Origin of the sequence: Paraflavitalea speifideaquila, assembly GCF_032395985.1 — a bacterium.
In the GTDB taxonomy this organism is placed as follows: domain Bacteria; phylum Bacteroidota; class Bacteroidia; order Chitinophagales; family Chitinophagaceae; genus Paraflavitalea; species Paraflavitalea speifideaquila.
In genome coordinates this window covers 7,080,474-7,105,453 of the sequence record NZ_CP135920.1, presented here as the reverse complement: position 1 = coordinate 7,105,453, position 24,980 = coordinate 7,080,474, and the positions used below count along the sequence as shown (strand labels likewise).

Genomic DNA, 24,980 nt, shown 5'->3' with positions numbered 1-24,980 from the left:
ATAAGAAATAAGTTAATATGATCGATATTAAAGTTCCGACAGTAGGTGAATCAATCAGCGAAGTGACTTTACTGAAATGGGTAAAGAATGATGGAGATTATGTAGAAAGGGATGAAGTGATTGCTGAGCTGGAAAGTGAAAAAGCAACTTTTGAAGTGAATGCTGAAAAGGCCGGTATTTTAAAACGGGCGGTTCAGGAAGGCGATACACTCAATATTGGAGATGTATTGGCTTCTATTGATGACACTGCCGCCAAACCCGAAGGCGCTGCTGCTTCTAATGGCGCACCGGCTGCCAAAAAGAAGAGCCCAAGGCTACCCCGGCTGCTGAAAGCAAACCTGCTTCACAAGCGCCGGTAACTGCTGTTCCCAATGACCTGAAAGCTACACCCGTAGCTGCTGCTATTATAGCCGATAAGAAAGTAGATCCTAAATCTGTAACGCCCAGTGGTTACCAGGGTAAGATCGTAAAAGATGATGTACTGGCTGCCCTGGCCAATCCGGGTAAAGTAACGGGCGGAAGAGCCCTCTTCAACAGAGACCAACGCCGGGAAAAGATGAGCCAGTTGCGGAAGACCATCTCTCGCAGGTTGGTAGAGTCTAAGAATACAACGGCGATGCTGACCACCTTTAATGAGGCCGATATGAGCCGCATTATGGAGATCCGTACCAAGTACAAGGATAAGTTCAAAGAAGCACACGGTGTAGGTCTTGGCTTCATGAGCTTTTTTGCCAAAGCTGCCGCCATTGCTTTACAGGAATGGCCTGCCGTGAATGCCTATATTGATGGCGACCAACTGGTATACCATGATTATGTAGATATTTCTATTGCTGTTTCTACGCCACGGGGTCTTACTGTTCCCGTAATTCGTAACGTGGAAAGCCTTAGCATGGCCGATATTGAAAAGAAAGTAATTGAGCTGGCAGGTAAAGCACGCGACAATAAACTTTCCATGGAAGAATTGCAAGGGGGTACCTTCACCATCACCAATGGTGGTGTATTTGGCTCGCTGATGAGTACCCCAATCATCAATCTGCCACAAAGCGCTATCCTGGGTATGCACAAGATACAGGAGCGCCCCATGGCCATCAACGGACAAGTAGTAATTAAACCCATGATGTACCTGGCTGTAAGTTATGACCACCGCATCATTGATGGCAGGGAGTCAGTAAGCTTCCTGGTAAGGGTGAAGGAATTGCTGGAAAATCCTGAACTGTTGTTGTTTGGTAAAGATCCGGTGAAGTCTTTGCTGGAATTATAAGTGGAGAAACCAGCTTCGGGCCAACCTGAAGCCGAGGTTCGTCAACGCTATAAAGATATATGTTTCAAAAAGCCCGTTGTAAAGACGGGCTTTTTTGCTTTGGAGAGTGGCTTATAATGGGTCAGGGAGTACCGATCTCTCGGGGCCATGTTGGTGTTGTATAAATGGGTATACGAGGCTTTTAGGGGGACCTTTGTACGTTTCAAATAAACTGCTACGAATAATAAAAAGCAAGGCCGGTGAGAACACCAGCCTTGCTGGCGGGATTAAAAATTTTAATGCCTGCCATTAGTATCACCGCACTTCATTCTAAAGCTTTACTACCCGCAGGTATTGGAGCCGGAAAAGTTTTATTTAGGGGTTAGTTTACATATCGAACAGGGTAAAAGGCGCCGGTTGTTCAAAGTTCAGGACCCGGTAAATAGAAGTCAATCCCCTTTTGAGGGGGCGTATAAATAAGTGACATACTGGCAGGAGTGAAGGCGGAGAATTAAGCAAGTATCAGCCTGGTCTCTCCCAGGATCAGCCGGAGATCAGCCGGGGTTTAGCCGGGGATCAGTCCAGTATTAGGTAAGCCAAACGTAAACTTGAAGTAAACCGGAAGTAAACTTGAAGTAAAGTGAAAAGGTGATTTACCAGTCCATTGGCCGCCGGAAGCGTGCCGGAGAAAGTAAAAACTAAGATGGATAACCCCAGCTGGCATTTGAAAAAGGTTATGTGTTTACACCCCTAAATTACTGATAAAATGTCATATTGCGCACCTCATTTCCAATTGACCACCCTGCCCCGAAGCAACTAAATGTCGATTCATTGTAGTTTAGGTAAGCCGCCCATATAAGGTGGGTCGCTCTGCTGTCTGGCGCACGCAGCGCCGAAGAGCGGCTCACCTTTGAACCGGACAAAGTAAGTTCGATTAAGCAAACGGTATTGAGTCGTAAATAAGCTATGTTTTGCCTGGAGGTGAAAATTGGATGTCGGGGTCTGAGGATCGAGTGAAGCATAGCGGCTCAGACAATCCTTTCACTCAGGGCCTTGGCAATGGCTTCTTTGCCGCAGTTGACATGAAGCTTCTGATAAATGTTTTTGAGGTGGGCGCGTATGGTATCAAAAGCCAGGTTCATTTCGGAAGCTATCAGCTTGATGCTGTACCCTTTGGTAAGCCATTGAAGTACTTCAATTTCGCGGGGGAGAGGTGGTATTTGTTGCTATCGGGTCGGGCCTGGAAGGTCTTCAGTACCTTTTAGCAATGGTGGGCGACATAGGTGCACCTCCTTCCAGTACTTCTTGAATGGCATCGAAGAGTTTTGCCGGGGGCGTTTTTTTAACAGGTAACCATTGGCGCCCGCGCAAAGGCATTGGAATAGTTTGTCATCATCTTCAAATACAGTGTACATGATCACAGAGGTTTTGGGATGGGCTTCCTTGATCAATTGCACACCCCGGATACCAGATTCGCCAGGCATATCAATATCCATCAACACTACATCGGGCTTGTATACACGGGCAATATTGGCGGCGTCATTGCATTGGTTATAATCGCCTACTACATCGTAGTCGTTCATCTTTAACAGGTAGGCCAACGATTCGCGTAGCCTGTCATTATCTTCAAAAATGGCAATCCTGGCTAACATGCTATAAAGGTACGCTTATGATACCACTAACTGGTATCGCTCATTTGGGGGATGAGTGGGGGCTAATTTACCGGGAAGCTGATGGAGGTACGGGTTCCTTTTCCGGGAGTAGACTGGATATGCAGTTTGCCTTTCCATTTTTCAGTGCGTTGCTGCATGTTCTTGAGCCCATTGCGATGGGTAATATGTGAGGGGTCAAAACCTTTACCATCATCTTCAATGGTCATGTGCAGTTGATTGCCTTCGAGCCAAACACGGATATTTACCCGCCGGGCATCCGCATGTTTGTAAATGTTATTGATCACTTCTTTGAAAAGCAGGAAGCAGTCGCGCCGTTGTTCCATATTCAGTTTGCGCTGGGCAAAATGTTCATCCAACTGCAGGGAGTACTGGATATTGGCCCCATCAAAGATCTCTGCCGCATAGCGCCTCATCCGCGCAACAGTTTGCTCCAGGGTGTCGTTGTTGGTATTGATGCTCCATACAATATCATCCAGGGCCTGACTGGAGTTGTTGACCTCTTCGGCAATGCGGTTGAGGAATATGCCTGCTTCTTCCTGGCGGTCGAGCTTTTGCCGGCTTAATTCAGACAGGATGCTGATATTGGTTAAGGTGGAACCTATATCATCGTGCAGATCCGTAGCAATGCGGTTGCGCACTTTCTGTAAAGCGATGAGTTGATTAATACGGTATTGGTAAAGAGAATAGAGTAGGGCGCCCAGGACAACCACCAACAGACCCAGGAACCACCATGTTTTCCAGAAAGGAGGCGTAATCGCGATGGAAAGGATGGCTTCGGCATTTTACTGCCTGTGGCCGGGCCCCAGGCTTTAACACGAAAGGTATATTCGCCCGGGGAATATTGGTATAAGCCGCATAGGTTCTGTTGCCTGCTTCGATCCAGTTTTTATCGTACGGGTATAGCTGGTAGTAATAATTGATCTTGCGAGGGGCTACAAAGTCCAGGGCCGCAAAGCTGAAGGACAAGGAGTTTTGATGCCAGGACAGTTTCAGTAGTTTTTATAAGTAATAGCCGTATCCCCCTTCCAGGGTTCATTGTTAATAGTGGCCTGGGTAATCACAACAGGTACCGCTGGGTTACTGCCCGTATATTTGATAGGATCGAACCAGTTCAGGCCATTAGAACCTCCAAAATACAGAACCCCATTGCGGTCGGCATAGTAGGCGCCCGTATTGAACTCATTGCCTTGCAGGCCATCTTCGGCAGTAAACAAACTGAAATGGGAGTTATTGATCTTATGTAGGTCAGTGGGGGATAAAGCGGATAATGCCGCCATTGGTGCTCATCCATAAATTACCCAATTTATCGGGTACGATACTATAAATGGTATTGTTGGGCAACCCGTTTTCTTCAGTAATGGGAATGGATTTACCGGACGTAGTATCAAACACAATGATACCATTGCCAAGCGTACCGATCAATAAATAGGGCGGTCGAAAGAAGAGGCATTTCAGGGTGGGTTCTTCTTCGCGTAATTGTTGAAGTGGTTTGTCTTGCGAGAGAAAAGAGAATTTTTCTGACCGGGTATTGAAAAACTGGATGCCCTTATTTTCAAAGCCAAGGCATAATAGGGTATCGTTGATGGCAATGATGGTGCGGATATTGTTGTCGGCTATCCCCTGCTTATCTAATGGGTTGTACTGGAAGTTCCTGATAAGCCCCTGCTGTTTGTCCAGCAGGCATAGCCCTGCATTACGGGTGCCCAGCCAGGCGCGGTTATGGTTTACAGGGAGTATGGACCATACAGTATGATCGGGCAAATAATATTTTCCTTTGGCCTTGGGGGTGAAATTGGCTTTGGTAACTTTAGTTTGGCTATTCATGATCAGCAGGCCATTATCCTGGATGCCTATCCAGGTATCATCAGCATCTGCATGCAGGGCAACAATACGTTCGCTGCTATCCGTGATATGCGCTGCTGAAAGGTTTACCCGGTCCAACTGGCGGCTTTGTATATTGGTGGCATAAGATAGCCCACTGGAAGAGGTGCCGATCCATAAACCTCCTTTATCGTCGGTGGTGATAGAGCGTACCTGTTCGATAGGTATTTTCTTCTGTAGCGTATTTTTCGAGAGAAGGGAAAACATATTGAGGCGCTTGTCGTACAAACTGGCGCCACCGCCATCGGTACCTACCCAGGTGCCTCCCAGTTTATCGTGTTGAATGCAAAGCACATCTTTATAGCTTAGACTAGCGGCATTGCCTTCCTCAGGTTTGAGTTGGCGAACAGTAGAATCCTTCGGGTTTAATATGAACAACCCTTTGCTAAGGGTGCCTATCCAGATACGCCCCTGGGTGTCGGTCTTGATGGCTTGTACCACCAAATCAGCAGGCAGGTTTTGTTCGGAGCTAAAACCAGTATAGGGAACGAATGTATTATCCTGGGGGCGTTTGCAGTAAATGCCCTGGGCATAGGTGCCCACCAGAGGTTGCCGCTGCTGTCTTCCTCCATTACACTGCAGGAAACAGGAGTACCAGCGGCCTTGTGAAGGTAGTGCGTCTTGCCACTGGATTGGCCAGGTGTCAATGCAGTAATGCCATTGGTAGTAAGGACCCAGTATTTTTGTTGTGGCAACGAAAAAGAAAGTGAATAGAATCGCTGTTGAGCCAGCCATTGGCCCTGGTATAATGGGTGGTATGAGCGGCTGTATCCTGGTAAAACAATCCTGCTCTTTCAGTACCAATCCACAAAGCGCCATTTTTCTCCTGACGAAAGCAACTGACAGCAGGTAATTTCATTCCATTTAATAAACTCCGGAAAGGGGTAGAGGAGTCATTGTACAGGTTAAACCGTTCGAGTTTACCCCCACTCGTGATCAGCCAGAGGTCATGATCAATACCTGCTATGACTTTACCCAACCGGCTATAAGCACGGGTGGTAATATCATCGAAGTTTTTCCTGAATACAGCAAATTCTTTGCCGTCGTAGCGGTTGAGCCCATCTTGTGTGGCAAACCAGAGGAAACCTTTATCGTCGGTGGCGATATCTATGACGCTGTTTTGCGACAAGCCATGGTTGATGTTGATCGTTCTGAATGAATAAGCGGCTTCCTGGGCTGCTGCCCATCCAGGCAGTAGTAAAATATACCATATCAGGAGGCGAATGCGCATGGATTGGAAAGGTACTCACTATTGACTATTCACTATCTTGCACCGGATGAAATTTTTCGCTCACCTCAATACCGCTGTGCAGGTGCTTGACCGCTACAAAGGGCAGCAACCTTTCGGTATTTTTATTAAAGACTTCTTCAGGCAGGATAAAAATACGGATCGCGAGACAGGAAGAGTATCAGTCACCTGTGTTATTGTTATTTCCGGTTGGGAAAGGCTTTCTCCCAATTGCCCGCGGCAGAAAGGGTAGTGGCGGGTTTATTCCTTAGTTCAACGGCCCCTAATGAATGGCTGGGGCAATTAAAACCGGCCTGGAATGAGCAGGTGGCTTTGCCATTGGAGGAAAAGTTCTTACTGGTAGCGGCATCGGCTTCAGAAGGAGAAAGTGTACAGGCTATTTTTCCGTGGGGCACTGCGCTTAGCCAGGGCATTGATTGGGAAGCATTCAACGGCTCCTTTTTGGTACAGCCACAGCTTTTCTACGACTAAGGCCCGGCAGGGAAGTAGTAGTGCGGCAAAAGCTGGAGGCCGCAGGTATGGCGTATAGCATGCCGGCAACCAACTGTATTGCGTTGGCCAATGCTTCAAAAGTGGATGAACTTATTCAGCTTAACAAAGAGGCAGTCATACAAGACTATAGTTCACAAAGGGTAGGGGAGCTGCTGAAAGTGGAGGGGTGGCCCCGGCCGGGTATCCCCGTATGGGATTGTTGTGCGGCTAGTGGAGGTAAATCTATTTTGGCCTGCGATATACTGGGTAAAATCGATCTCATTGTTTCAGATATACGCGAATCAATTATCGTTAACCTTAAAAGCGCTTTGCCGAAGCAGGGATCACCCAATATGGGTCTTTTGTTGCTGATCTTAGTAATGGGCATGAGCGGTTGCCATTAGCTAAAGCACCTGAATTGATCATTGCAGACGTGCCTTGCTCGGGTTCGGGCACTTGGAGTAGGACACCGGAGCAGTTGTATTATTTTGATCCGGCAGGGATTGTGCCGTATCAGGAGTTACAAAAGAAGATCGTGGGGAGGGTAATTAAAGAGTTAGCTCCCGGAGGGCATTTTTTATACATTACCTGTTCAGTATTTGAAGGGGAAAATGAGGCCGTGGTACAATATATACAGGAGCAGTTTGGCCTGCAGGTGATCAAAATGGAGTTGTTAAAGGATATGACCAACAGGCAGATACAATGTTTGCAGCCCTGTTGAAGAAAGGGTAATGTGTTTGATGACCAGGTTGATTAGGGTAGCTTCATTACTTTTGATCAAAGAAACGGTTCGATCCATTGTACAAGGATACCTTATACATGCCACTCTGCCAACCGGCGGAGTAGATCGGCCAGTTAAAATAACCAACTGGTTTGCTGGCGATACGTTTATACACAATGCGGCCTTGCATATCACTGATCTGTATACCCAATTTATTGATTGCATCGGGTGAGTTGATCACAATATTGACCTGGCTGCTAAAGGGGCTGGGCAATATGCGGGTAGTATTAAGGGGGAAGCAAATAGCATTGATGGACGCTTGTAGCGTGGCTATCTCAAAAGTAGTATCGGTGCCAATAGCCTGTACAATCTGATAGGTAGCCAATCCTTTGGCTGTTGTAGTGATGGTATCCTGCCAGGTATATTGATTGGATTTGAAAGCCTGCGAAGCGGAGGCCACCTTTTAACAGGGGTAAAAGTGGTTTCGCCCGGTAGTTTGCGGGCAATCGTGTACACCATGCTGGTATCGTCCTTGCTGGTCCATTGGAGGTTCACCATACAATTATTATAGGTACTGCTGGCATGGGCTTGTTTTTGCAATAGCGATACCATCGCTTTTTAAAGTCGGGCAAGCCATATCCAAAGCGTTCATCGGGGTTGTTGAACTTGTGGGCGCTTCTTTGTACGGCATCAATAATGGCCATATTGTTTAATTCAGGGAAGGCTTGCCAAAGACAGGCTATCAAACCAGCTACATTGGGATTGGAGAAAGAGGTACCGTTACTGGACATGGGATTGCCGTTTACATTGGCCATAATGGCGCCCTGGCCTACAGAAACGATATTGGGTTTTATACGTCCCTTGCTATTGGGCCCCCAACTGGAAGAACCAGCTATGATTCCAGCATTGTTGACAGAGCCAACCGCTACTACACTATCGCCATCTGCCGGACAGATTACAAACTTAAGATCGTCTGTGCGGTTGCCATAATTGCCGGCGCTGTTCATTACAATCATGCCTTTGCGGGCTGCATAGTCGGCTGCGCGGGTAATGATGGAGGTATTGCCATCCCGTTGTGCATACGTATGATCAAAAGCGTGGTCATCGAAGTCGGCATAACCCAGGGAGGAAGAGATCATATCTGCTCCGGCACTATCGGCAAATTCAGCCGCAGCGGTCCAATATTGTTCTTCAACAGGATATTCAACCCCTACTTGTTCAGTGCGCAATAACCAAAAACTGGCATGGGGGCCGTGCCTACTATCACGCCGGGCCTATTGGCTGCAATAATCGTAAAGCAGTAAAGACCGTGTGTGTCATCCTCCGTAACACTGCTTTCATTCCTTACATAATCCCAGGTACCGAGTATGCGGTTTTGCAAACGTACACTATCGAGTGCGGGATTGGTAGTATAGGTACGGAATCCTGCATCGAGAATGGCTATAATGATGTCTCTGCCTGTAAGACCGTGGTTGTGGAGGTAGTCGCCCCGGTGGATGCGTACCTGGTTACTATTGCTGCCATAGTCAAGTGCTGTTTCGCCATTAGTTCTGGCGGCCTGATCAATGGCCCCGGCAGTGAGCGGCGTATAGGTTTCTGTGAATTTATTAATGTGTTTATTATCCTGGCTACTTTGGGTTCTTAATCCCAGTGGACTGGTGGCTATTACAAAGGGATAGGAATTAACCTTGGCCAAAGCATTGGCATCGGTAGTAGTGATCAACACCTGGTTGAGCCATTTGGAGCTATTCAAAATCGTGAGGTTGGGAATTTTCCGGAGACTGTCGAGCCAGGCTGCAGATACCGGCAGGTCCGTAGAGTCGATGGCGATATGCTGACGTGTTCTTCTTTCAATAGCCCTGGGAGAAAGAAAAGTGGCAGGTGCTGCCAGGGTATGGGCAGTACCTTTTTATCGGTAAACCTGACAATATAACGGGAATATTGTGCCCGGGTACCCAGGGAAAGCAAAATAAGGCAGGCTATTGTAAAGAGGTACTTCATGCAGCAATGGTTTTGGCCTTCCTTCTGCTTTAAAGGAAAGGTTTAATTATGATCCAGGATGGATAGTCTCAAGCCAAAGCCCACCTTTTTACCCATGGGTTCCGATTGAGTAGGCGGTTGGTACTCCCAAATGGCTACATCCCGATAGATAAGACCGATGTTTTTAGCATATTTCTCTACCCATACAGTTTTGAGGCAGGCTTGTGAATATCAATAACAGGCACATCGGTGGAGTCATTGATCTGCGTAATCGTAATGGTATTGTCGTATGCTTTTCCGTTCAGTTCGGCAGCGCCAAATTCTTCATACGTATATTCCCAAAACTCCATGCCCTCGGTGATGCTGAAATCAAATTGCTTATAGGGTTCTTCGGGTAAGTAACCATTGCCCTTCCAGCTACGGCCTTCTTTGACCGGGCCTTGCATTTTGAGGAAACGCAGGTTGTTTTCATTTACTTCAACAATATTATCACCCTCAATCACTTCATAGGCCACATTGGCCTTCCAATCGGTTTCGTTGGTACTGTTCAGGTCACGCAGGTAGCGTTGTATGCGCCAGGTAGGCCGGTTGAGTTGATCGGCATACTTACCTTCCACAATGTCCTTCGCCTGATAGGAACTGATCGTTTCATCGAGCCCAAAATTGGTGAATTTGGTGGAGTCTAACCTGTATATGACATATTTGCCTATTTGCAGTTGGAGGAAATCAGTTGGTTTATCATACTGCGTATCGTCGGTTTCCTTGCCACAGGCATTGATGATGACCAATAAAGTAAGTACTGAAAGCCAATGTAACAGGGTAACGTGTTTTTCATGGTAAACCGGTTAGATTCTATGGATATCTTCTTATTGGACAAGTATAACTCTTTTTAGTTGCCTCCTTAGATACGTTCAGCATAGGGCTGATGGATGGGGCAGGGTATAAATAAAAACCGGGAAGTTTTGATCTTTCCCGGTTGTGATAACGTTTTATCAGCCTATTTATTGCTTGAAAATCAGGTCCGAAAGCGACTTCAGGGGGTGTTTTATCCTCTTTGGATGATGCCTCCGCCAATTACATCATTCCCCTCATAAAATACAGCACTTTGTCCAGGAGCTACGCCTTTGGCATCTTCATAGAACCTGACATTTACGCCTTTTTCATGGGTGTAGAGGTTGGACAGGGTGCCCTTATCCTTGTAACGGATCTTGGTAATGGCTTCCATACCGTCGGTTATGCCGTCGTATTTAAGCCAATTGATCTTGCTTACGACCATGTCATGGCGGTTGAGGTCATCCTCATCGCCCAACATGACGGTATTGGTTTCGGGGATGATATTGGTCACATAAACAGGCTTCCCAAAGGCAATATCGAGCCCTTTACGCTGGCCAATGGTATAAAAGGGGTAACCCTTGTGTTTGCCCAGGACCTTGCCTTCTTTATCAACAAAATTGCCTCCTGCCACCTGTTGTTCCAGTCCATCGACCCGGCGTTTCAGAAAGCCGCGGTAGTCATTATCAGGCACAAAGCAGATCTCATAGCTTTCGCTCTTTTTGGCCAGTTCGGGGTAACCGTAATCGAGGGCCATCTGGCGGATCTCGGTCTTGCGGTAAGTACCCAGCGGCAGCATGGTTCGGGCAAGAAGGTCTTGCTGAAGGCCCCACAGCACATAAGATTGGTCCTTTGTTTCGTCGACTCCTTTGCTAATGTAATGACGGCCATTCGTGTGTTGGTGAATACTGCCATAGTGACCTGTTGCAATGAATTCACAATCAAGCGCATCGGCACGTTTTAACAGTGCCCGCCATTTAATATGGGTATTGCACATCACGCAGGGATTGGGAGTACGTCCGGCAAGGTATTCATCTACAAAATTATCGATTACAAAGCCGCCAAATTCTTCCCGGATATCCAGTATAAAGTGCGGAAAACCATGCTGTACGGCTGCCATGCGGGCATCATTGAAGGAGTCTACATTGCAGCAGCCCGTTTCTTTTTACTGCCTCCGCTGGCGGCATAATCCCAGGTTTTCATGGTAATACCCACCACCTCATAGCCCTGGTCGTTGAGCATGAGGGCTGCTACGGTACTGTCAATACCGCCGCTCATGGCTACCAGCACTTTTCCTTTACGACTCATTTTTGCTTGTTTAGTATGGAGAATAACAGGCAAATATACAAACTGTTCGGGGAAGTCTGGAAGACGGGAGAGTTGGGGGAGTCCGGAGGTCGGGAAAGTCCGGAAGACTGGAGAGTCCGGAAGTTGTAGAAATTAGGCTGGTATGCATAACGTGTTGAATTATTGTTGATTAATGAGTCGCGGCAAATCGTTGAACGGCTTGCCGGTTCGCGCATCATTGTTTATTTTTCCGGGTTTATACCCAACCAGAAACAATATGAGAAAACTGCTATGGGCCCATGGCTTTGTGGCCTTTCAATTGCTATCGCTTTTTGTACAAGGGCAGGACCTAAATTATTACCTGCCGGATTCGGTTAGTTACAGTCCTGCTATTCCCAAACCCAAAGATGTTATTTTCCACGAAGTGGGTCAGTGGCATGTTACACATGACCGGCTGGTGAATTATATGCGGGCAGTGGCAGCGGCGGCGCCTGAGCGGGTGAAGCTGGAAACAATGGGTTTTACCTACGAAGACCGGCCACAGGTATTGTTGATCATCACTTCTCCTAAGAACCACCAGCGGCTGGAAGAAATACGACAGCAACACGTACAGCTGACCGACCCTTCGCGCTCGGGTTCCCTGAATATTGATAACATGCCCATCGTGGTTTGGATCGGACATTCCATCCATGGTAATGAGCAGAGTGGTTCCAATGCTTCACTGGTAAGTGCCTATTACCTGGCAGCCGCGCAGGGCAAGAAAATAGAAGAATTGCTGGATAATGTGGTGATCTTATTTGACCCTTCGTTTAACCCGGATGGCATGCAACGGTTTTCATCCTGGGTCAACCAAAACAAGAGTAAGAACCTGGTAACCGATGTAAATAGCCGGGAGTTTAATGAAACCTGGCCAGGTGGAAGGTTCAACCATTATTGGTTTGACCTTAATCGTGACTGGTTGCCAGCGGTGCATGTGGAAAGTCAGAATAGGCTCAAATGGTTCCACGCCTGGAAACCCAATATTCTTACAGATCATCATGAACAGGGTAGTAATGCTACTTTCTTTTTCAACCGGGTGTGCCTTCGCGCGTAAATCCGTTGACCCCTCAAAAGAACCAGGAGTTAACCGCTAAACTCGGGATATACCATGCTGCGGTACTGGATCGTATCGGATCACTCTATTTTACCAAAGAGAATTATGATGACTTTTATTATGGGAAGGGGTCTACCTATCCTGATGTGCAGGGTTGTATAGGCATCCTTTTGAGCAGGCATCCTCTCGTGGACATGCGCAGGAAACCATGAATGGCGTACTGCGTTTCCCCTTCACCATCCGGAACCAGTTTGTAACAGCCCTGTCCACATTGGAAGGTGCGCAGGCGCTACGCAAAGAGTTTCTGAATTACCAACGTGAATTTTATAAAGAAGCATTGGCCGAAGCTGCTGCGGCGCCACTGGGCGGATATGTATTGGGGTATGGGAATGACCCCTTTCGTACTGCATTGTTTGTTGAGATGTTGCGCCGTCACCAGGTAGAGGTATATGAACTGGGGAGTAATTTTACGAGCGAACCCGGGATTGGTTTTAATAAAGGCGAAGGGTATGTAATACCCGCCAATCAACCACAGATCCGTTTGCTGCATGGCATTTTTGATAAAACGCTTACCTATAAAGACAGCTTGTTCTATGATATTACTGCCTGGACAATGCCACTGGCTTATGGCCTGTCTTATGCGGAAGTGAGTAAGGGAAGGTTCGCTCCTTCGCTATTGGGTAACAAAGTAGATAAAGTGGTTTTTCCGCAAGGCAGTGTAAATGGTGGTAAAACGAACTATGCTTATTTATTCAGGTGGGATGATTACAATGCGCCGCGTGCTTTGTATGCTTTACAAAAAGTGGGTATTGCCGCCAGGGTTTCTACAGTGCCTTTTCAAATTGCTACCGCCACGGGCAACCAGTCATTTGGATATGGAACTATTTCTATTCCGGTACAGTTGCAAACGGTAGATGGTGACAAATTATATGCTACGGTGCAACAGGTGGCAGCTGATAATGGGATTACGATCTATGCGGTTAAAACGGGAAATGTGATCAGTGGAAGCGACCTGGGCAGCAGCCGGATGCCAGTGGTTACCAGGCCTGCTATAGCTTTATTAACCGGCGCAGGCGTGAACCCTATAGATGCGGGGGAAGTGTGGTATTTGCTGGACCAGCGTTTTAATATTCCCGCCACACATTTAGATATCAATGTGTTCAATATTATTGACCTGAACAGGTACAATACCATGATCCTGGCGGGAGGTAATTACAATAGCCTGAATAAGGACAAACTTAAGACCTGGGTGCAGGCTGGCGGCACCTTAATATTGACCGAAGAAGCAGTGGAATGGGGTGCGCAGGCAGGGCTTACCAATGTGGGTTTCAAAAGGCCAAAGAAGATACTGCCAAATTGCTGCGGTATAATGAACGGGAATACCGGGAGGGCGCCAGGCGCATGTTTGGTTCCATCTTACGGGCCGAGGTAGATCAAACACATCCACTGGGGTATGGTTATAACCAGCCTTATGTTGACTTATTCAAGGCCAACAATATTATTCCGGAGCGTAGTAAAAATCCTTATTCCAATCCGTATGTGTATGGCGAGAAGCCCTTGCAAAGTGGTTATATGGTTAAAGAAAACCAGGAGGCTTTGAAAAATTCTGCCGCTGTGCTGGTCAGTGCTATCGGGAATGGAAGAGTGATCTCTATTGCCGACAATCCCAATTTCCGTGCTTTGTGGCTGGGTGGTACGAAGTTATTTATGAATGCTATTTTCTTTGGGCGACTTATTGATGCCGGTGCTGCAAAGGCGGATGAATAGCTGGGAGGTAGTATTTAGGCGATGGCTGAAATTGCGGCAGGCGTGCAATACTTCACATGTTATCAACAGCAAAAATACTATTTATGGTTACCGTTGCGGGAAACTGTAAATTGCCGGTTGAAACAATTAGTACGAAGCTAAAATTATTAAGTATGATTAAACTACAAGCAATCGGTAACCTGGGTAAGGATTGTGTTACCAACACAGTGAATGGCAAAAATGTGATCAACTTCAATGTTGCGCATACAGAGAAGTTCCGGGATGCCCAGGGTAACCAGAAAGATAAAACCATTTGGGTAGAATGTGCGTATTGGACAGACCGTACGGGTATCGCACCTTACTTACGTAAGGGTACTCAGGTATATGTAGAAGGTACGCCTGATATCAGAACCTATTCCAAGAATGATGGAACTACAGGTGTTTCTTTAACCTTGCGTGTATTGAGTATCCAATTGCTGGGCAGCCGTGGTGAAGGTGGTGATAACCAGGGTGGCGGTTACAGCAATAATAATAACAACTATGTTGCTCCTGCCAATAATGCAGTACCTGCAGCTGCTGGCAATTATGGCGAAGCTCCAATGGATGACTTGCCCTTCTAATTTTGTACTATCCCACTGTTTTATAGTTTAAGTAAATGCCCCGCTTAGCGGGGCGTTTTTGTTGGCGTCGATTACACGGTTATTGGCCATTTTGACACGCTTTTGGCTTGTTTTTGCACGAATATCAGTTTGCACAAAAAGGTAGCCCGCCGTTGATTAAATTAGCTGATTATTTTACCTATAACCGTGTATATGAAATATTTAAAGATTGTTTTGGGCGGCGTGCTCCTGTATATGTTGGTATTTTCTACCGGCACACAGCTCGCCTCCTGTCAGAAAGAGCCCATTTATGATACAGTTATTGTAAAGGATACAGTCACTATCCGGGATACGGTTGACTGCGATTGCTACGATTTGAAAGATGGACTGGTAGCCTTGTATAACTTTAATGGCGGTACCCTTAATGACAGCAGTGGCAAGAATAACCATATTGTATTTAATAATGCTACCAAGACTACGGATCGTTTTGGCCGGGCCAATGGCGCTTATTTATTCGATGGAAGTAATAGCTATATGAAAGTGACCAATAGCGCCAGCCTTAATCCAGCGAGCAGTATTACCCTCTCGGCCATCGTTAAAGTGCAAGGCTTTTATCATGGCCTTTGTAAGGGAAACCAAATTATAGGGAAACAAATTTCCAATGATTATGAAGATGGTTATTATGCACTCCGGTTTTCAGACTACACCGATTGCTATACACCTATTGATGTAAATAAGCAGTTCTTTTCAGGGGGTATGGTAATAATTATGGATCATCTGGAACAGCTGCGATCGCAGACACTAATGCTATTAAGGTAGGAAGATGGTATAACGTTGTGTACACTTATGAGAATGGTGTTTCAAAAATATACATAGATGGATTGCTGAAAGCAGAGCGGAATAATCCTGCTTCGTTCACTCCAAGCAATGCCGATGTATATATTGGAAAGACCATCAACCCACAATATCCTTATTATTTCAATGGGGTTATCGATGACATTCGTATTTATAACAGGGCTTTATGTTATGGTGAAGTAAAACAATTAAACAGGTTGAAGAACTAATATTTAAGGCTAAACGATAAATAAGAGCGGGCGCTTCTTGTTCTTGCGAACACAGGAGACGCTCGCTTTTTTATTGAGATCCTTCTGCATTAAGCTGATTAAATGGATGATTTGAATTATCTTAAAGGCATGGCAGGATCTGGCTGTTTATGTTGTAATTAATTATTGATTAATCAACTGTTATGAATGCCCGCACAAAAAAGGTATTGGTGAGTAGTTTACTGATCATAACTGGTTTTTATGTAGTGCTTTGCATCCTGGTGTATTTTCTGCAGGAGAAGCTGATCTTCTTTCCGGAAAAGCTTGCAAAAGATCATGAATTCCGATTTAGCCAGCCTTTCCAGGAAATGAGTTTTAGCATGGACGATGGTAAGTCATTGAGCGGTCTGTTGTTTAAGGCGGATAGTTCGAAGGGGCTTATTTTTTATTTGCATGGAAATGCGGGTTCGCTGGATTCCTGGGGTGAAGTGGCCCGGTTTTATACAGATGCTGGTTATGACCTTTTATGCTAGACTACCGGGGTATGGGAAAAGTGAAGACAACATCAGCAGTCAGGATAAATTTTACAGCGATGTGCGTGCTGTATATGATCAATTGAAAGTGGGTTACCGGGAGGATTCAATGATTATCCTGGGGTATTCAATCGGAACAGGGGCTGCTACCTGGCTGGCCGCTCAAAGCAAGGCCCGCTTACTGATCCTCCAGGCGCCTTACTATAATCTGTCGGATATGGTGCGTCATTATTATCCAATCTTGCCACCTTTCTTGCTTAAATACAAGTTTGAAACCAACAAGTTCTTACCGCAATGTAAAATGCCGGTGGTTGTATTTCATGGTGATGCAGACGGGGTGATCTATTATGGGTCATCTGTCAAGCTGAGCAAGCTCTTTAAAGAGAAGGATACGCTAGTCACTTTACCAGGAGGAGGCCACAACGGCATGAGTGAGCGGCAAGACTACCAGGAAACCTTTAAGCAACTACTACGGAAGAACTTTTAATATTTCCGTCATTCTTTACTCGATTTATTACCTGTTCCGCTCGTAGGTCTTCACCAATTGTTCCAGTTCGGCACGGCTAACAGGGGCCTGCTTATCATCAAGGTTGATAACAAAGAGGTAACCCTTGCTGCCAACTGTGGCCATAAAGGCGCTCACCAGGTTGAACTGTTCACTCACCAGCAAACGGCCATTGGAAACATTCCATAATTCTTTGGCGCAAAGGCAACCATTGGTGGGGGTAAGGGGATACCAGGGCTTATTCTTAAAATACTCAGGGTCGATGGTCGTGCCGTGGGCGATGATCTCCGTACGGCCAATTTTGCCCGCCTGGAATACTTCAGTCATGGGTGTGTATTTCCTCCAGGATGGAGGGAATAGGTCGAGATAGGAAACCATTGAATCGCGCGTGCTATCCCAATGTTCCCAGGGAGGCATTTGAAAATACTTTTCCCAGCTATTTTCATTGGGCATGATCAGTTGAAGGTTGGGGGTAGGGCCAATGAGCGTGTTGCCAGATACAGCGGTACCCTGTATGCTGTAAATGCCCTGTGGTGTACTCCCATTGGTAATAAAATAAGGCAGGTTGGAGGCCGAGCGGGCCAGTTGTTCAAAGATCATCAGCCGTCCATCGGGATGCCGCATAAAGCGGCCTGCAGCATCCTGCACAATGGCCATTCCTGCATAATCGCGGTTCCAGCGTTGAAAAGAATAAATGGTTTTTTGTTTACGGATAGCTTGGCTGCTAAAGAGGGCAGTAAGGTCGGGCGTTTTACGGGCCTTATTGGTGAGGTAGGTGTTGAGGTGATTTTCCAATGCCTGCAGCAAGGGTATGGAGTCATAATTGCTGAACTGTTCTACCATCCTGATCTTGATATCATTCACGTTATTGGTAGACGTATCATGCCGAAAGAGATAAGCTGCGCACATGGCAAACAGCTTGGGGTGCGTTTCGTTTTGAAACACCTTTTGTACCTGCTGCGCAAAAGTACTTGGGTAGGTGGCATAGACCGCTTCCAATAAGGCTCTTTTGGTATCGTATTGGAGGGAATCATATTGAAGGAAGAGTTTGTCAAATCCATTAGCCACATCGTCGCCGGTAAGCTGAAACTGGGAGATTGCCAGGCAGGCTGATTCAAATTGGTATTCTGAATTACTATCAAGGGCTTGAGTGAAATGGTGGCCTATTACATTTTCCCGCAGGTCTTTTTCGAGCCAGGCTCTTTTTTTCGTACAAAACAAAACCGGAGTAAATATCCTCCCTGCGTGTTTGAGCAGTGGAAGTAGTTTGCCACAAGAGCAAGCCCAGCAAGAGTACCAGCCATAACTTCATGTTACAAATGTATGGCCCTGCGGCATAATATGAACAAGGCGATAAGGCAACAAGGCAATAGGAAGTCTTAGACAGTCAACCGTATACTGGGTAAGCCGTCCCGATAACTGGCGGGAAGGGGCCCTCCCTAAAGCTGCCTTCGGCTGGTGACGGAACAAACTGTTTAATTGAGGTGTATTTTCTCCAGTTGCTTTATTTTTCCAGGATCAGTTTTTTCTCCGCCAGCGAGGTGGTAAGGTTATGTGCCTGAGAAAGGTACTGCCGGCCATTATTACAATCACCCAGTTGGCTATAGAGTTCACCCAATACAGCTGGGTAGAGGTATTGTGTTGCTACGAGTTTCTCGATACCCTCGATATTCCAAATTTCCTGGATAGCTTCAGCCGCCTGATCCATTTGAGCCAGCACAATGGCCCGGTTTAAACGAACGAGAGAGGTTGGTTTTTTTCGAGGAGGAGGTCATAGAGGTAACGCATTCGCTGCCAGTTCGTGTCCTCAAAGTGAGCGGCCATGCAATGTTCGGCTGCGATGGCCGATTCGATATGATAGATGGTCAGTGCCTGTCCTTGTGAAGAATGATTAAGGTATTGAAAACCGCGTTTGATCAGGTCTTTATTCCAGGTACTGCGGTCCTGGTGCTGGAGCAGGATAATGGTATTGTGCGCACCTATGCGACTTTCAAATCGGGAGGCCTGGAAACACATGAGGGCCAGCAAGGCATACGTAGCAGGCCGGCTGCCAACAGCATGTTGAGACAATAGTATGCCAAGGCGCAGAGCTTCCACGCAAAGGTCATGCCGTATGAGTTCATCTTCTTTGCCCGAATTATATCCTTCATTGAACAGGAGGTATAATACTGAATATACAATTTCCAGTCGCTCCTTTAGCTGTTCACCCACCGGAATTTCCAATGGGATATGTACTTCTTTCAGGAATTGTTTGGCGCGGTAGAGGCGTTTCTGAATGGTAGCTTCATTGGTAATGAGTGCGCGGGCTATTTCGGAAGCACTAAAACCAGAAACAGTTTTCAAGGTCAGGGCTATCTGGTCTTCTTCTTTGAGGGCGGGGTGACAAGAGGCGAAGATCATACGCAACTGGCTATCGGCAATCTCCGTATCGAGGAAGAAATGTTCGAGCGCTTCTTCAGCCTCTGTTTTTAGCTGATGTACCAGTTCTTGCGAATACAAACGGAAATGATGTTCACGGCGAATGAGATCGATGGCTTTGTTTTTAGCCACACGCATCAGCCAGGCTGCGGGATTATCGGGTAATTGTCCATAACGCCAGCTTTGGGCGGCTTTGAGAAATGCCTCCTGTATTACATCTTCTACCATGCCCAGGTTATGGGTTCCAAATACGCGGGTAAGCACAGCAATCATCTTGCCGGACTCATGCCGGAAAAGATGTTCTACAACCTGCTGGGGAGATTCGTTGGGCATTAAATACCAATTGCTTATTGCCAGTTAACAGATACCGGTTACCAGCTTGCTGGTAACCAGATAAGGATGTACAGTTACCGGTTTCCGGTTACCAGTTGCTGGTAACCGGAAGCCGGTATTCTTGAAATGATCTTTTTCGTTAAGTTTAGTCCGCACCAGGAATAATCTGTACTTCTCTTACTTCCAGGCTGCCAGCTAATGCAAAATCGGGATAGCCTTTAGAATGTTGTACCGCTTCGTCAATGTCTTTGGCTTTGATAATAAAGTAACCGCCTACGAGTTCTTTGCTTTCAGCAAAAGGACCATCGGTAACCACGGCATTTTTACCGGACACCATTTTGCCTCCTTTAATTAAGGGGCGGCCTTCAACATAAATGCCTTCATTTTTAAGCTGCTGTACCCAATCCAGCCATTTGTACATATTTGCTTCTGCTTCTTCGGCACTCAAATTCATGTCTTCATAATAAGGGCCTTTGAAAATGAACATAAACTCTTTCATACGAATGATTTTTGCGTTATTAAATGTTATTGTCGCAAGTATGACGGATAAGGAAAGCGTGGGAGGACAAAATTGAGAAAATCTTTCTAGTCTTCCTTACCGGGTAAATAAAAACCCGGCAAGTGCCGGGTTTTCTGGTCATTGGGTAGTTTTCTAAGGGAGTATGCGGTGATAATTCTATTGAACCCTGAAACTTTTACTCACTTTTTTATCGGGTCGGCTGGCTATCACGGTATAAACACCTTTGTTAAAGCCGCTTACATCGAGTCGAATAATACCGGTTTGGTTTTGGAGGTTTTGGGTGATAAGCATTTGTCCCTGCATATTAAACAGCTGGAGATTTGCGAAGGGCTCATTCAATTGCACTTGTAGCTGGCCATAAGTGATCACTGTAGGGAAAAGTTGTAGCTCCATGCCTTTTTCGGGATCGGTATCCAGGCTGATGATCTTTGAATAGGTGTAGGTGGCATCTTTATCGATCGATTTTAACCGGTAATACATCCTGCCTTCGAAATGGGTGGGGTGCTTAAAATAGTATTCGGGGCTTACATTATTAGGATCTGTCAGTACCGTGCCTGCTTTTATCCACGCTGATCCATCATTGCTGTATTCAAGGTCAAATTGCTGCAGGTTGATCTCCCGGCTGGTTTTCCAGCGTAATTCATTGTATCCTGTCTGTGCTTTTGCTGTGAAAGAAAGGAGCGTAAGGGGCAAGGCGCTGGAAACGGCTACTTGGAAAAGGGCGCCTGCAGTAAGGGAAAGGGCATAGAGTTCACCATTTTCGGCTTCACCAAATGAGGCAATACGTCCAGGCAGTCCACCTTGTTGCGTTACCTGCCATCCGGTACCGCCATTGGATTTGATGAGCCATACATTGTTGGAAATATAATCGGCACAAATATAATAACCCGCCAGTGTGGGAAATTGGGACCCTCGATAAACATAACCACCAGTCACGGCAAATCCACCGGTCACATTATCGTGTGGATACGAAAATATGGGGCTTATATAATTGGCTGCAGGCAGGCAACCACTGCTATTAAAAGGGGCATTGGCTTCATAACAACGCCATCCATAGTTAACGTTACCCGTAGCTGCAGCCGGACGGAAATTGATCTCCTCCCATCCATCCTGTCCCACATCGGCAATCCACATGTCGCCTGTACTCCGATCGAAGCTCCAGCGCCAGGGATTGCGCAGACCAAAGGCCCAAATGGCGTGTAAGGTATCCGTTGCAGAAATGTAAGGGTTGTCGGCGGGGATGCTGTAATATGGAGGCGTTGTAAAGTTACCTACATCAATCCGGATCATTTTCCCCATGAGGCTATCGCCGCGCTGGGCATAATTGCGTTCATCACCACTGCCGCCCCCATCGCCGGCCGCAAAATACAAATAGCCATCGGGTCCAAAATTGAGCTTGCCTCCATTGTGGTTGGTTTCGGGTATTGGCTTCTCAATGGTGAGGATCACGGTTTTGGACGATGGGTCGGCCAGGTTGGGATTACCTGCCTGTACCTGGTAGCGGGCAATTTCCACATCACCAACGGCATTGGTATAGTGTACAAAGAAATAACGGTTGGTGGCGTAGGCGGGATGGAAGGCCATGCTGAGTAATCCTCGTTCTCCGCCAGAAGTAATGCCGGTTACGGTGAGGAACGTCCCCAACAAATTAAAGGAAGCATCGTAAGCTTTGATGGTGCCGCCTCGTTCTACAATAAAGAAACGGTTGGTGCCATCGGATGCATTGACCACATCTACCGGCGCGCTGAGGCCTGAAGGAATAACGGGGGTGAAGGTCAATACGGGCTGAGCTTGCAGCGTTGTACATGCCAACAGCAGGTACACAATTAAGCCGGGCAGAAAACGGCCATGCAGGGGAGTAGTGTTAGTCATATACTTGATTTTACAGGTGGAAGCCAGGTAAAAACAGTTAGACAGGTACTGGAAAAAGGAGTTATTGGAATGGGTACAAATCCAATGCCCGGAGGTAAAAGGCATGTAGGGACGGAATCAGGAAAAAGGTAATTGGCAGGGGGCTTAGAATAATGCGAAAGGCATGTAGAAAATACCAATAATTGTTGTAATACTACGTATCTAATGGCTTTCAATGCATAAGAGACTGATAATCTGTTGGTGTTTACAAAAAAGCTCCTTAATTTTACGGGTAATCAGCCAGGCTGTATCTTTCCATCCGTACCCCCGGCACAGCTGCCAATGAATGACTAATTTACCCAACACATATTGTATTTAATATCTTCCTGGAAGATATGAGAGGTTGTCAAAAGGGCCTTATTTCGCAATAAACAAAGGGGGAAAACGCAATGATGAAGAACATGAATGATTTAACATGCGTTCTTTGATTTAGCCGCCTTAAGCGGTGCGAAATAATTAAAGCCAACTTTTGTACAACCTCTTTTTCATTTGCCCCTGGCAATTATTTTTGTAGCATGATCACTTATAATCCTAAAGACTGGTTCACCTTTATTTTTCGTTTTCATAAGGGCGAGACGTTGCTTAGGCTGGTACCCCTTATCCTGGCTATTAGCGCCTATACGACCTTGATTGCCTTCCTGGAACTGGAGGTATTCAAAATGAGCCAGAGCAACTATCTCAAGAATATTTCGCTGATGAATAATCTCTTGAGTTTTGTGATCTCGATGTTGCTGGTTTTCCGTACGAATACTGCGTATGACCGCTGGTGGGAAGGACGCAAGATGTGGGGGCGCTGGTGAACAATAGCCGGAATCTGGCGATTAAAATGAATGCGATCCTGGCTCCCACGGATGATGGGAACCGGGCTTTTTCAGACGCGTAATACCTATGTATGCCAATGTACTGGCGCGTCATTTGGGAGAAGAAAGTACGCGCTTGGCGTTGGATGAAAAAGAGCATCCTGAACTGGAAGGGCTGGATCATGCCAAACATGTACCAAACCAGGTAGCGGCCTTGTTGCTGAAGCGTGTTTATCGCCTGAACCAGGAAGGAACGATTAGCGGCGATCAGTTAATTACACTTAAAGACGAGTTACAGGCTTTTACAGATGTATGTGGCGCCTGTGAAAGGATCAAAAATACACCCATCCCTTTTTCTTATAGCGTGTTCCTGAAGAAGTTCATTTTCTTTTACGTGATGACCTTGCCGCTGAGTTTTGTTTTCAGCCTGGGATATATCGCTATCCCTGTAGTAGCTTTTATATTTTATGTACTGGCCAGTCTTGAATTGATCGCCGAGGAAATTGAAGATCCTTTTGGCAATGATGCCAATGACCTGCCTACACAAAAATTGCCAGCAATATCAAGAAGCATGTACAGGAGATCTTGTAGGGAGTGTAATTCTTCCGGTAGCCTAATAATCATTGTTTATTGCGTTGATGTTGTGCCTACCCGATGAATGGTAGTTGACCCTGATGAGGCAGATATTTTCTTTTATTATTCCACCAAAGAGAGTTTGTATTTTCTGGCATGGCGGTGAGGGCTTATGGGTTGCTGTTTATGCATAGCCCATACCTTCAGGAAGCAGGCGCCGTAGTAAAACATGAAGGAGCAATAAAATACAAAAAGAAGGAGCAGCACAAAGGAAGTAGAAGTGGCGTAAATATTCTTGATGGTACTGTATGATAAAAGTAACCCCAATATCATTTTTGCCCAGGGTAAAGAGCATACCCGTAAAGAATGCACCTGCCAGGGTGACCTTCCAGCTGGTAAATCCATCGGCAATGTATTTAAACAGGATGGTAAACCAGGCAGTAGCGGCAATTACAGAAACCAGTTGTTTAAAAACCCGTACGAGAAATACTACTTTATCGGGGAGGAGGGAGAAGGTTCCTTCGACCAGGAGGACCGCCAGGAACAAAATGCCTGCCAGCAGAATGACTACGAATGACCTGCCCCTTTGTCTTAATTGAAATTTTATACCTACACCTTCCTTAACACGTATTTCCCATAGTTGGTTAAGGGAGTCCCGTATTACTTTAAAGAGAGTGGTGGCTACAAATAAGAGGAATATGAATACAGCCGCAGCAATATACCAGGATTGTGTGAGCAGGCGGACATTGCGCAGGGTAGCCCGCATTTCTTCAACTGCATTGGGTCCCAGGATATCTGTGAGCCCTGTGAATAGTTGGTGACCGATGGCCCTGCGCCCCATGATGAGCCCGAATATCTGTATAAGGATAATGAGTATGGCTGGCAATGCAAAGGTGGTAAAGAATGCCGTAGCTGCAGCCATACGCAAAGGTTCATTCTTTTAAACTCCCGGAAAGCCGCCTTTAATAGTCCTGATAATGTTACTGCGTCACGAAAAAAAGCCATGAGGTGCTGGATTTTACTGTAGCTCACGAAGTGGCTAGCCGGGATGAAGGTAGTTAAAAGGAGGGAATGGATATTGCGTGCAATCGTATTAGTTGAATAAGGACTGGTTAACAGTTATAATAAAAACTCCCTTTCTGGAAAAAAAGGGAGTTGGGTAAACCATCCAATATGTATATTCCTTTGAAAAACTGTAACCATGTTTAAAAAAACCGGGACGCTCCTGCTACGCTACATTCAGTAGAGGGAGGATGAGCTGACATTGGGTATCCTTCACCCTGCTGCTTTCCTGCCCTGTTGAATAATTTGATTTCCTGCTTGCCATACTTGTCTCGCGCCTCTCTTCACGGAATCCCGGTTTTGTTGTTGGTATGCTGTAAGGGTTAATTACAGCTGTTTCCAGGGTACCTGTACGATCTTTTTGGGTACGAATAGTTTAGGTATGCTCTCCAATTGAAAGGAACAAAGACCATCTTGACAAGATTTATGAGATAAGGTCCGGTTGGTCATTTGCTCCTTTGATGACACAAAACTAATGGGAGTAGTGACACCTGTAAAATGCTATTGAGTA

At 46.2% G+C, this 24,980-nt stretch carries 34 protein-coding genes and 1 pseudogene; 16 read left to right on the top strand and 19 right to left on the bottom strand.

Features of this window, described 5'->3' with window-relative positions; all coding sequences use genetic code 11:
- Positions 1-17: 17 nt before the first annotated feature.
- A complete protein-coding gene (locus RS881_RS48775) occupies positions 18-359 on the top strand; it encodes a biotin/lipoyl-containing protein (RefSeq protein WP_315817447.1) in 342 nt (113 codons plus the stop codon).
- Between the two features lie 5 nt (positions 360-364).
- Positions 365-1,261 (top strand): annotated as a pseudogene (sucB, locus tag RS881_RS48770) (dihydrolipoyllysine-residue succinyltransferase); the annotation flags it as partial.
- Between the two features lie 1,007 nt (positions 1,262-2,268).
- Here sucB and RS881_RS60985 read toward each other — a convergent pair.
- From RS881_RS60985 to RS881_RS48745, 7 genes are all read right to left on the bottom strand, one after another.
- Positions 2,269-2,394, bottom strand: a complete 126-nt coding sequence (locus tag RS881_RS60985; RefSeq protein WP_350340335.1) for a LuxR C-terminal-related transcriptional regulator — start codon at positions 2,392-2,394, stop codon at positions 2,269-2,271.
- 72 nt (positions 2,395-2,466) lie between these two features.
- Complete coding sequence (locus tag RS881_RS48765; RefSeq protein ID WP_315817446.1) at positions 2,467-2,892, bottom strand: response regulator; 426 nt, start codon at positions 2,890-2,892, stop codon at positions 2,467-2,469.
- Between the two features lie 62 nt (positions 2,893-2,954).
- Positions 2,955-3,623 (bottom strand): sensor histidine kinase, encoded by a 669-nt coding sequence (locus RS881_RS48760; protein ID WP_315824856.1) that lies wholly within the window; start codon positions 3,621-3,623, stop codon positions 2,955-2,957.
- A complete protein-coding gene (locus tag RS881_RS60980; protein ID WP_350340033.1) occupies positions 3,574-3,879 on the bottom strand; it encodes a triple tyrosine motif-containing protein in 306 nt (101 codons plus the stop codon). Before RS881_RS60980 ends, RS881_RS48760 begins: the two co-directional genes overlap by 50 nt.
- Positions 3,880-3,902: 23 nt before the next feature.
- Positions 3,903-4,190, bottom strand: a complete 288-nt coding sequence (locus tag RS881_RS48755) for a hypothetical protein (protein ID WP_315817445.1) — start codon at positions 4,188-4,190, stop codon at positions 3,903-3,905.
- On the bottom strand, positions 4,159-5,337 hold the full coding sequence (locus RS881_RS48750; protein ID WP_315817444.1) for a ligand-binding sensor domain-containing protein: 1,179 nt from the start codon (positions 5,335-5,337) through the stop codon (positions 4,159-4,161). The genes RS881_RS48755 and RS881_RS48750 overlap by 32 nt, the downstream gene beginning before the upstream one ends.
- Before the next feature lie 100 nt (positions 5,338-5,437).
- Complete coding sequence (locus RS881_RS48745) at positions 5,438-6,025, bottom strand: ligand-binding sensor domain-containing protein (protein ID WP_315817443.1); 588 nt, start codon at positions 6,023-6,025, stop codon at positions 5,438-5,440.
- A 228-nt stretch (positions 6,026-6,253) separates the two neighbouring features.
- On the opposite strand from RS881_RS48745, the gene RS881_RS48740 reads away from it, so the two are divergent.
- Genes RS881_RS48740 through RS881_RS48730 form a run of 3 tightly spaced genes read left to right on the top strand, consistent with a single transcriptional unit; the run spans position 6,254 to position 7,235 of the window.
- Entirely contained in the window at positions 6,254-6,514 is a 261-nt protein-coding gene (locus tag RS881_RS48740) for a hypothetical protein (RefSeq protein WP_315817442.1), read from the top strand.
- 47 nt (positions 6,515-6,561) lie between these two features.
- Positions 6,562-6,918, top strand: coding sequence for a hypothetical protein (locus RS881_RS48735; RefSeq protein WP_315817441.1), 357 nt, complete (start codon positions 6,562-6,564; stop codon positions 6,916-6,918).
- Positions 6,919-6,932: 14 nt separating this feature from the next.
- Positions 6,933-7,235: a hypothetical protein gene (locus RS881_RS48730; protein ID WP_315817440.1), complete on the top strand. Its 303-nt coding sequence runs from the start codon at positions 6,933-6,935 to the stop codon at positions 7,233-7,235.
- Positions 7,236-7,281: 46 nt separating this feature from the next.
- Here RS881_RS48730 and RS881_RS48725 read toward each other — a convergent pair whose 3' ends face one another.
- From RS881_RS48725 to RS881_RS48700, 6 genes are all read right to left on the bottom strand, one after another.
- Entirely contained in the window at positions 7,282-7,695 is a 414-nt protein-coding gene (locus RS881_RS48725) for a T9SS type A sorting domain-containing protein (RefSeq protein ID WP_315817439.1), read from the bottom strand.
- A 91-nt stretch (positions 7,696-7,786) separates the two neighbouring features.
- The gene (locus RS881_RS48720; RefSeq protein ID WP_315817438.1) at positions 7,787-8,464 is read right to left on the bottom strand and encodes a S8 family serine peptidase; all 678 of its coding nucleotides are present in this window, start codon (positions 8,462-8,464) and stop codon (positions 7,787-7,789) included.
- Positions 8,446-9,090, bottom strand: a complete 645-nt coding sequence (locus tag RS881_RS48715; RefSeq protein WP_527250446.1) for a hypothetical protein — start codon at positions 9,088-9,090, stop codon at positions 8,446-8,448. Before RS881_RS48715 ends, RS881_RS48720 begins: the two co-directional genes overlap by 19 nt.
- A gap of 322 nt (positions 9,091-9,412) precedes the next feature.
- Entirely contained in the window at positions 9,413-10,003 is a 591-nt protein-coding gene (locus RS881_RS48710; RefSeq protein WP_315817436.1) for a hypothetical protein, read from the bottom strand.
- A 257-nt stretch (positions 10,004-10,260) separates the two neighbouring features.
- Positions 10,261-11,166 (bottom strand): tRNA 2-thiouridine(34) synthase MnmA, encoded by a 906-nt coding sequence (mnmA, locus tag RS881_RS48705; RefSeq protein WP_315817435.1) that lies wholly within the window; start codon positions 11,164-11,166, stop codon positions 10,261-10,263.
- Positions 11,167-11,186: 20 nt separating this feature from the next.
- Positions 11,187-11,354: a 7-cyano-7-deazaguanine synthase gene (locus RS881_RS48700; RefSeq protein WP_315817434.1), complete on the bottom strand. Its 168-nt coding sequence runs from the start codon at positions 11,352-11,354 to the stop codon at positions 11,187-11,189.
- A 256-nt stretch (positions 11,355-11,610) separates the two neighbouring features.
- Here RS881_RS48700 and RS881_RS48695 point away from each other — a divergent pair, with 256 nt between their 5' ends.
- The 9 genes from RS881_RS48695 to RS881_RS48655 all read left to right on the top strand — a co-directional run bounded on the left by RS881_RS48695 (position 11,611) and on the right by RS881_RS48655 (position 16,834).
- Entirely contained in the window at positions 11,611-12,426 is an 816-nt protein-coding gene (locus tag RS881_RS48695; RefSeq protein WP_315817433.1) for a M14 family zinc carboxypeptidase, read from the top strand.
- Entirely contained in the window at positions 12,411-12,638 is a 228-nt protein-coding gene (locus RS881_RS48690; protein WP_315817432.1) for a M14 family metallopeptidase, read from the top strand. The genes RS881_RS48695 and RS881_RS48690 overlap by 16 nt, the downstream gene beginning before the upstream one ends.
- Positions 12,635-13,858 carry a hypothetical protein gene (locus RS881_RS48685; RefSeq protein ID WP_315817431.1) on the top strand — a complete coding sequence of 408 codons (1,224 nt, stop codon included), beginning with the start codon at positions 12,635-12,637 and terminating at the stop codon, positions 13,856-13,858. Before RS881_RS48690 ends, RS881_RS48685 begins: the two co-directional genes overlap by 4 nt.
- Complete coding sequence (locus RS881_RS48680; RefSeq protein ID WP_315817430.1) at positions 13,828-14,193, top strand: hypothetical protein; 366 nt, start codon at positions 13,828-13,830, stop codon at positions 14,191-14,193. Before RS881_RS48685 ends, RS881_RS48680 begins: the two co-directional genes overlap by 31 nt.
- 152 nt (positions 14,194-14,345) lie before the next feature.
- On the top strand, positions 14,346-14,792 hold the full coding sequence (locus RS881_RS48675; protein WP_315817429.1) for a single-stranded DNA-binding protein: 447 nt from the start codon (positions 14,346-14,348) through the stop codon (positions 14,790-14,792).
- Positions 14,793-14,984: 192 nt separating this feature from the next.
- Positions 14,985-15,590 (top strand): hypothetical protein, encoded by a 606-nt coding sequence (locus tag RS881_RS48670; RefSeq protein ID WP_315817428.1) that lies wholly within the window; start codon positions 14,985-14,987, stop codon positions 15,588-15,590.
- Entirely contained in the window at positions 15,563-15,835 is a 273-nt protein-coding gene (locus RS881_RS48665) for a LamG domain-containing protein (RefSeq protein ID WP_315824855.1), read from the top strand. Before RS881_RS48670 ends, RS881_RS48665 begins: the two co-directional genes overlap by 28 nt.
- Positions 15,836-16,017: 182 nt before the next feature.
- Complete coding sequence (locus RS881_RS48660) at positions 16,018-16,347, top strand: alpha/beta fold hydrolase (protein WP_315817427.1); 330 nt, start codon at positions 16,018-16,020, stop codon at positions 16,345-16,347.
- Positions 16,331-16,834 carry an alpha/beta hydrolase gene (locus tag RS881_RS48655; protein WP_315817426.1) on the top strand — a complete coding sequence of 168 codons (504 nt, stop codon included), beginning with the start codon at positions 16,331-16,333 and terminating at the stop codon, positions 16,832-16,834. Before RS881_RS48660 ends, RS881_RS48655 begins: the two co-directional genes overlap by 17 nt.
- Before the next feature lie 27 nt (positions 16,835-16,861).
- On the opposite strand, the gene RS881_RS48650 is transcribed toward RS881_RS48655, so the two are convergent.
- The 5 genes from RS881_RS48650 to RS881_RS48630 form a co-directional block, all read right to left on the bottom strand.
- Positions 16,862-18,073 carry a hypothetical protein gene (locus tag RS881_RS48650; protein WP_315817425.1) on the bottom strand — a complete coding sequence of 404 codons (1,212 nt, stop codon included), beginning with the start codon at positions 18,071-18,073 and terminating at the stop codon, positions 16,862-16,864.
- Positions 18,074-18,356: 283 nt separating this feature from the next.
- Complete coding sequence (locus tag RS881_RS48645) at positions 18,357-18,572, bottom strand: hypothetical protein (protein WP_315817424.1); 216 nt, start codon at positions 18,570-18,572, stop codon at positions 18,357-18,359.
- Between the two features lie 11 nt (positions 18,573-18,583).
- Positions 18,584-19,603: an RNA polymerase sigma factor gene (locus tag RS881_RS48640; protein WP_315817423.1), complete on the bottom strand. Its 1,020-nt coding sequence runs from the start codon at positions 19,601-19,603 to the stop codon at positions 18,584-18,586.
- Positions 19,604-19,748: 145 nt separating this feature from the next.
- On the bottom strand, positions 19,749-20,102 hold the full coding sequence (locus RS881_RS48635; protein WP_315817422.1) for a YciI family protein: 354 nt from the start codon (positions 20,100-20,102) through the stop codon (positions 19,749-19,751).
- Positions 20,103-20,279: 177 nt separating this feature from the next.
- Positions 20,280-21,995: a PQQ-dependent sugar dehydrogenase gene (locus RS881_RS48630; RefSeq protein WP_315817421.1), complete on the bottom strand. Its 1,716-nt coding sequence runs from the start codon at positions 21,993-21,995 to the stop codon at positions 20,280-20,282.
- Between the two features lie 554 nt (positions 21,996-22,549).
- On the opposite strand from RS881_RS48630, the gene RS881_RS48625 reads away from it, so the two are divergent.
- A complete protein-coding gene (locus RS881_RS48625) occupies positions 22,550-22,834 on the top strand; it encodes a bestrophin family protein (protein WP_315817420.1) in 285 nt (94 codons plus the stop codon).
- Positions 22,835-22,922: 88 nt separating this feature from the next.
- Positions 22,923-23,492 (top strand): bestrophin family protein, encoded by a 570-nt coding sequence (locus tag RS881_RS48620; protein ID WP_315817419.1) that lies wholly within the window; start codon positions 22,923-22,925, stop codon positions 23,490-23,492.
- Between the two features lie 99 nt (positions 23,493-23,591).
- On the opposite strand, the gene RS881_RS48615 is transcribed toward RS881_RS48620, so the two are convergent.
- Positions 23,592-24,329, bottom strand: coding sequence for a YihY/virulence factor BrkB family protein (locus tag RS881_RS48615; protein ID WP_315817418.1), 738 nt, complete (start codon positions 24,327-24,329; stop codon positions 23,592-23,594).
- Between the last annotated feature and the right edge of the window lie 651 nt (positions 24,330-24,980).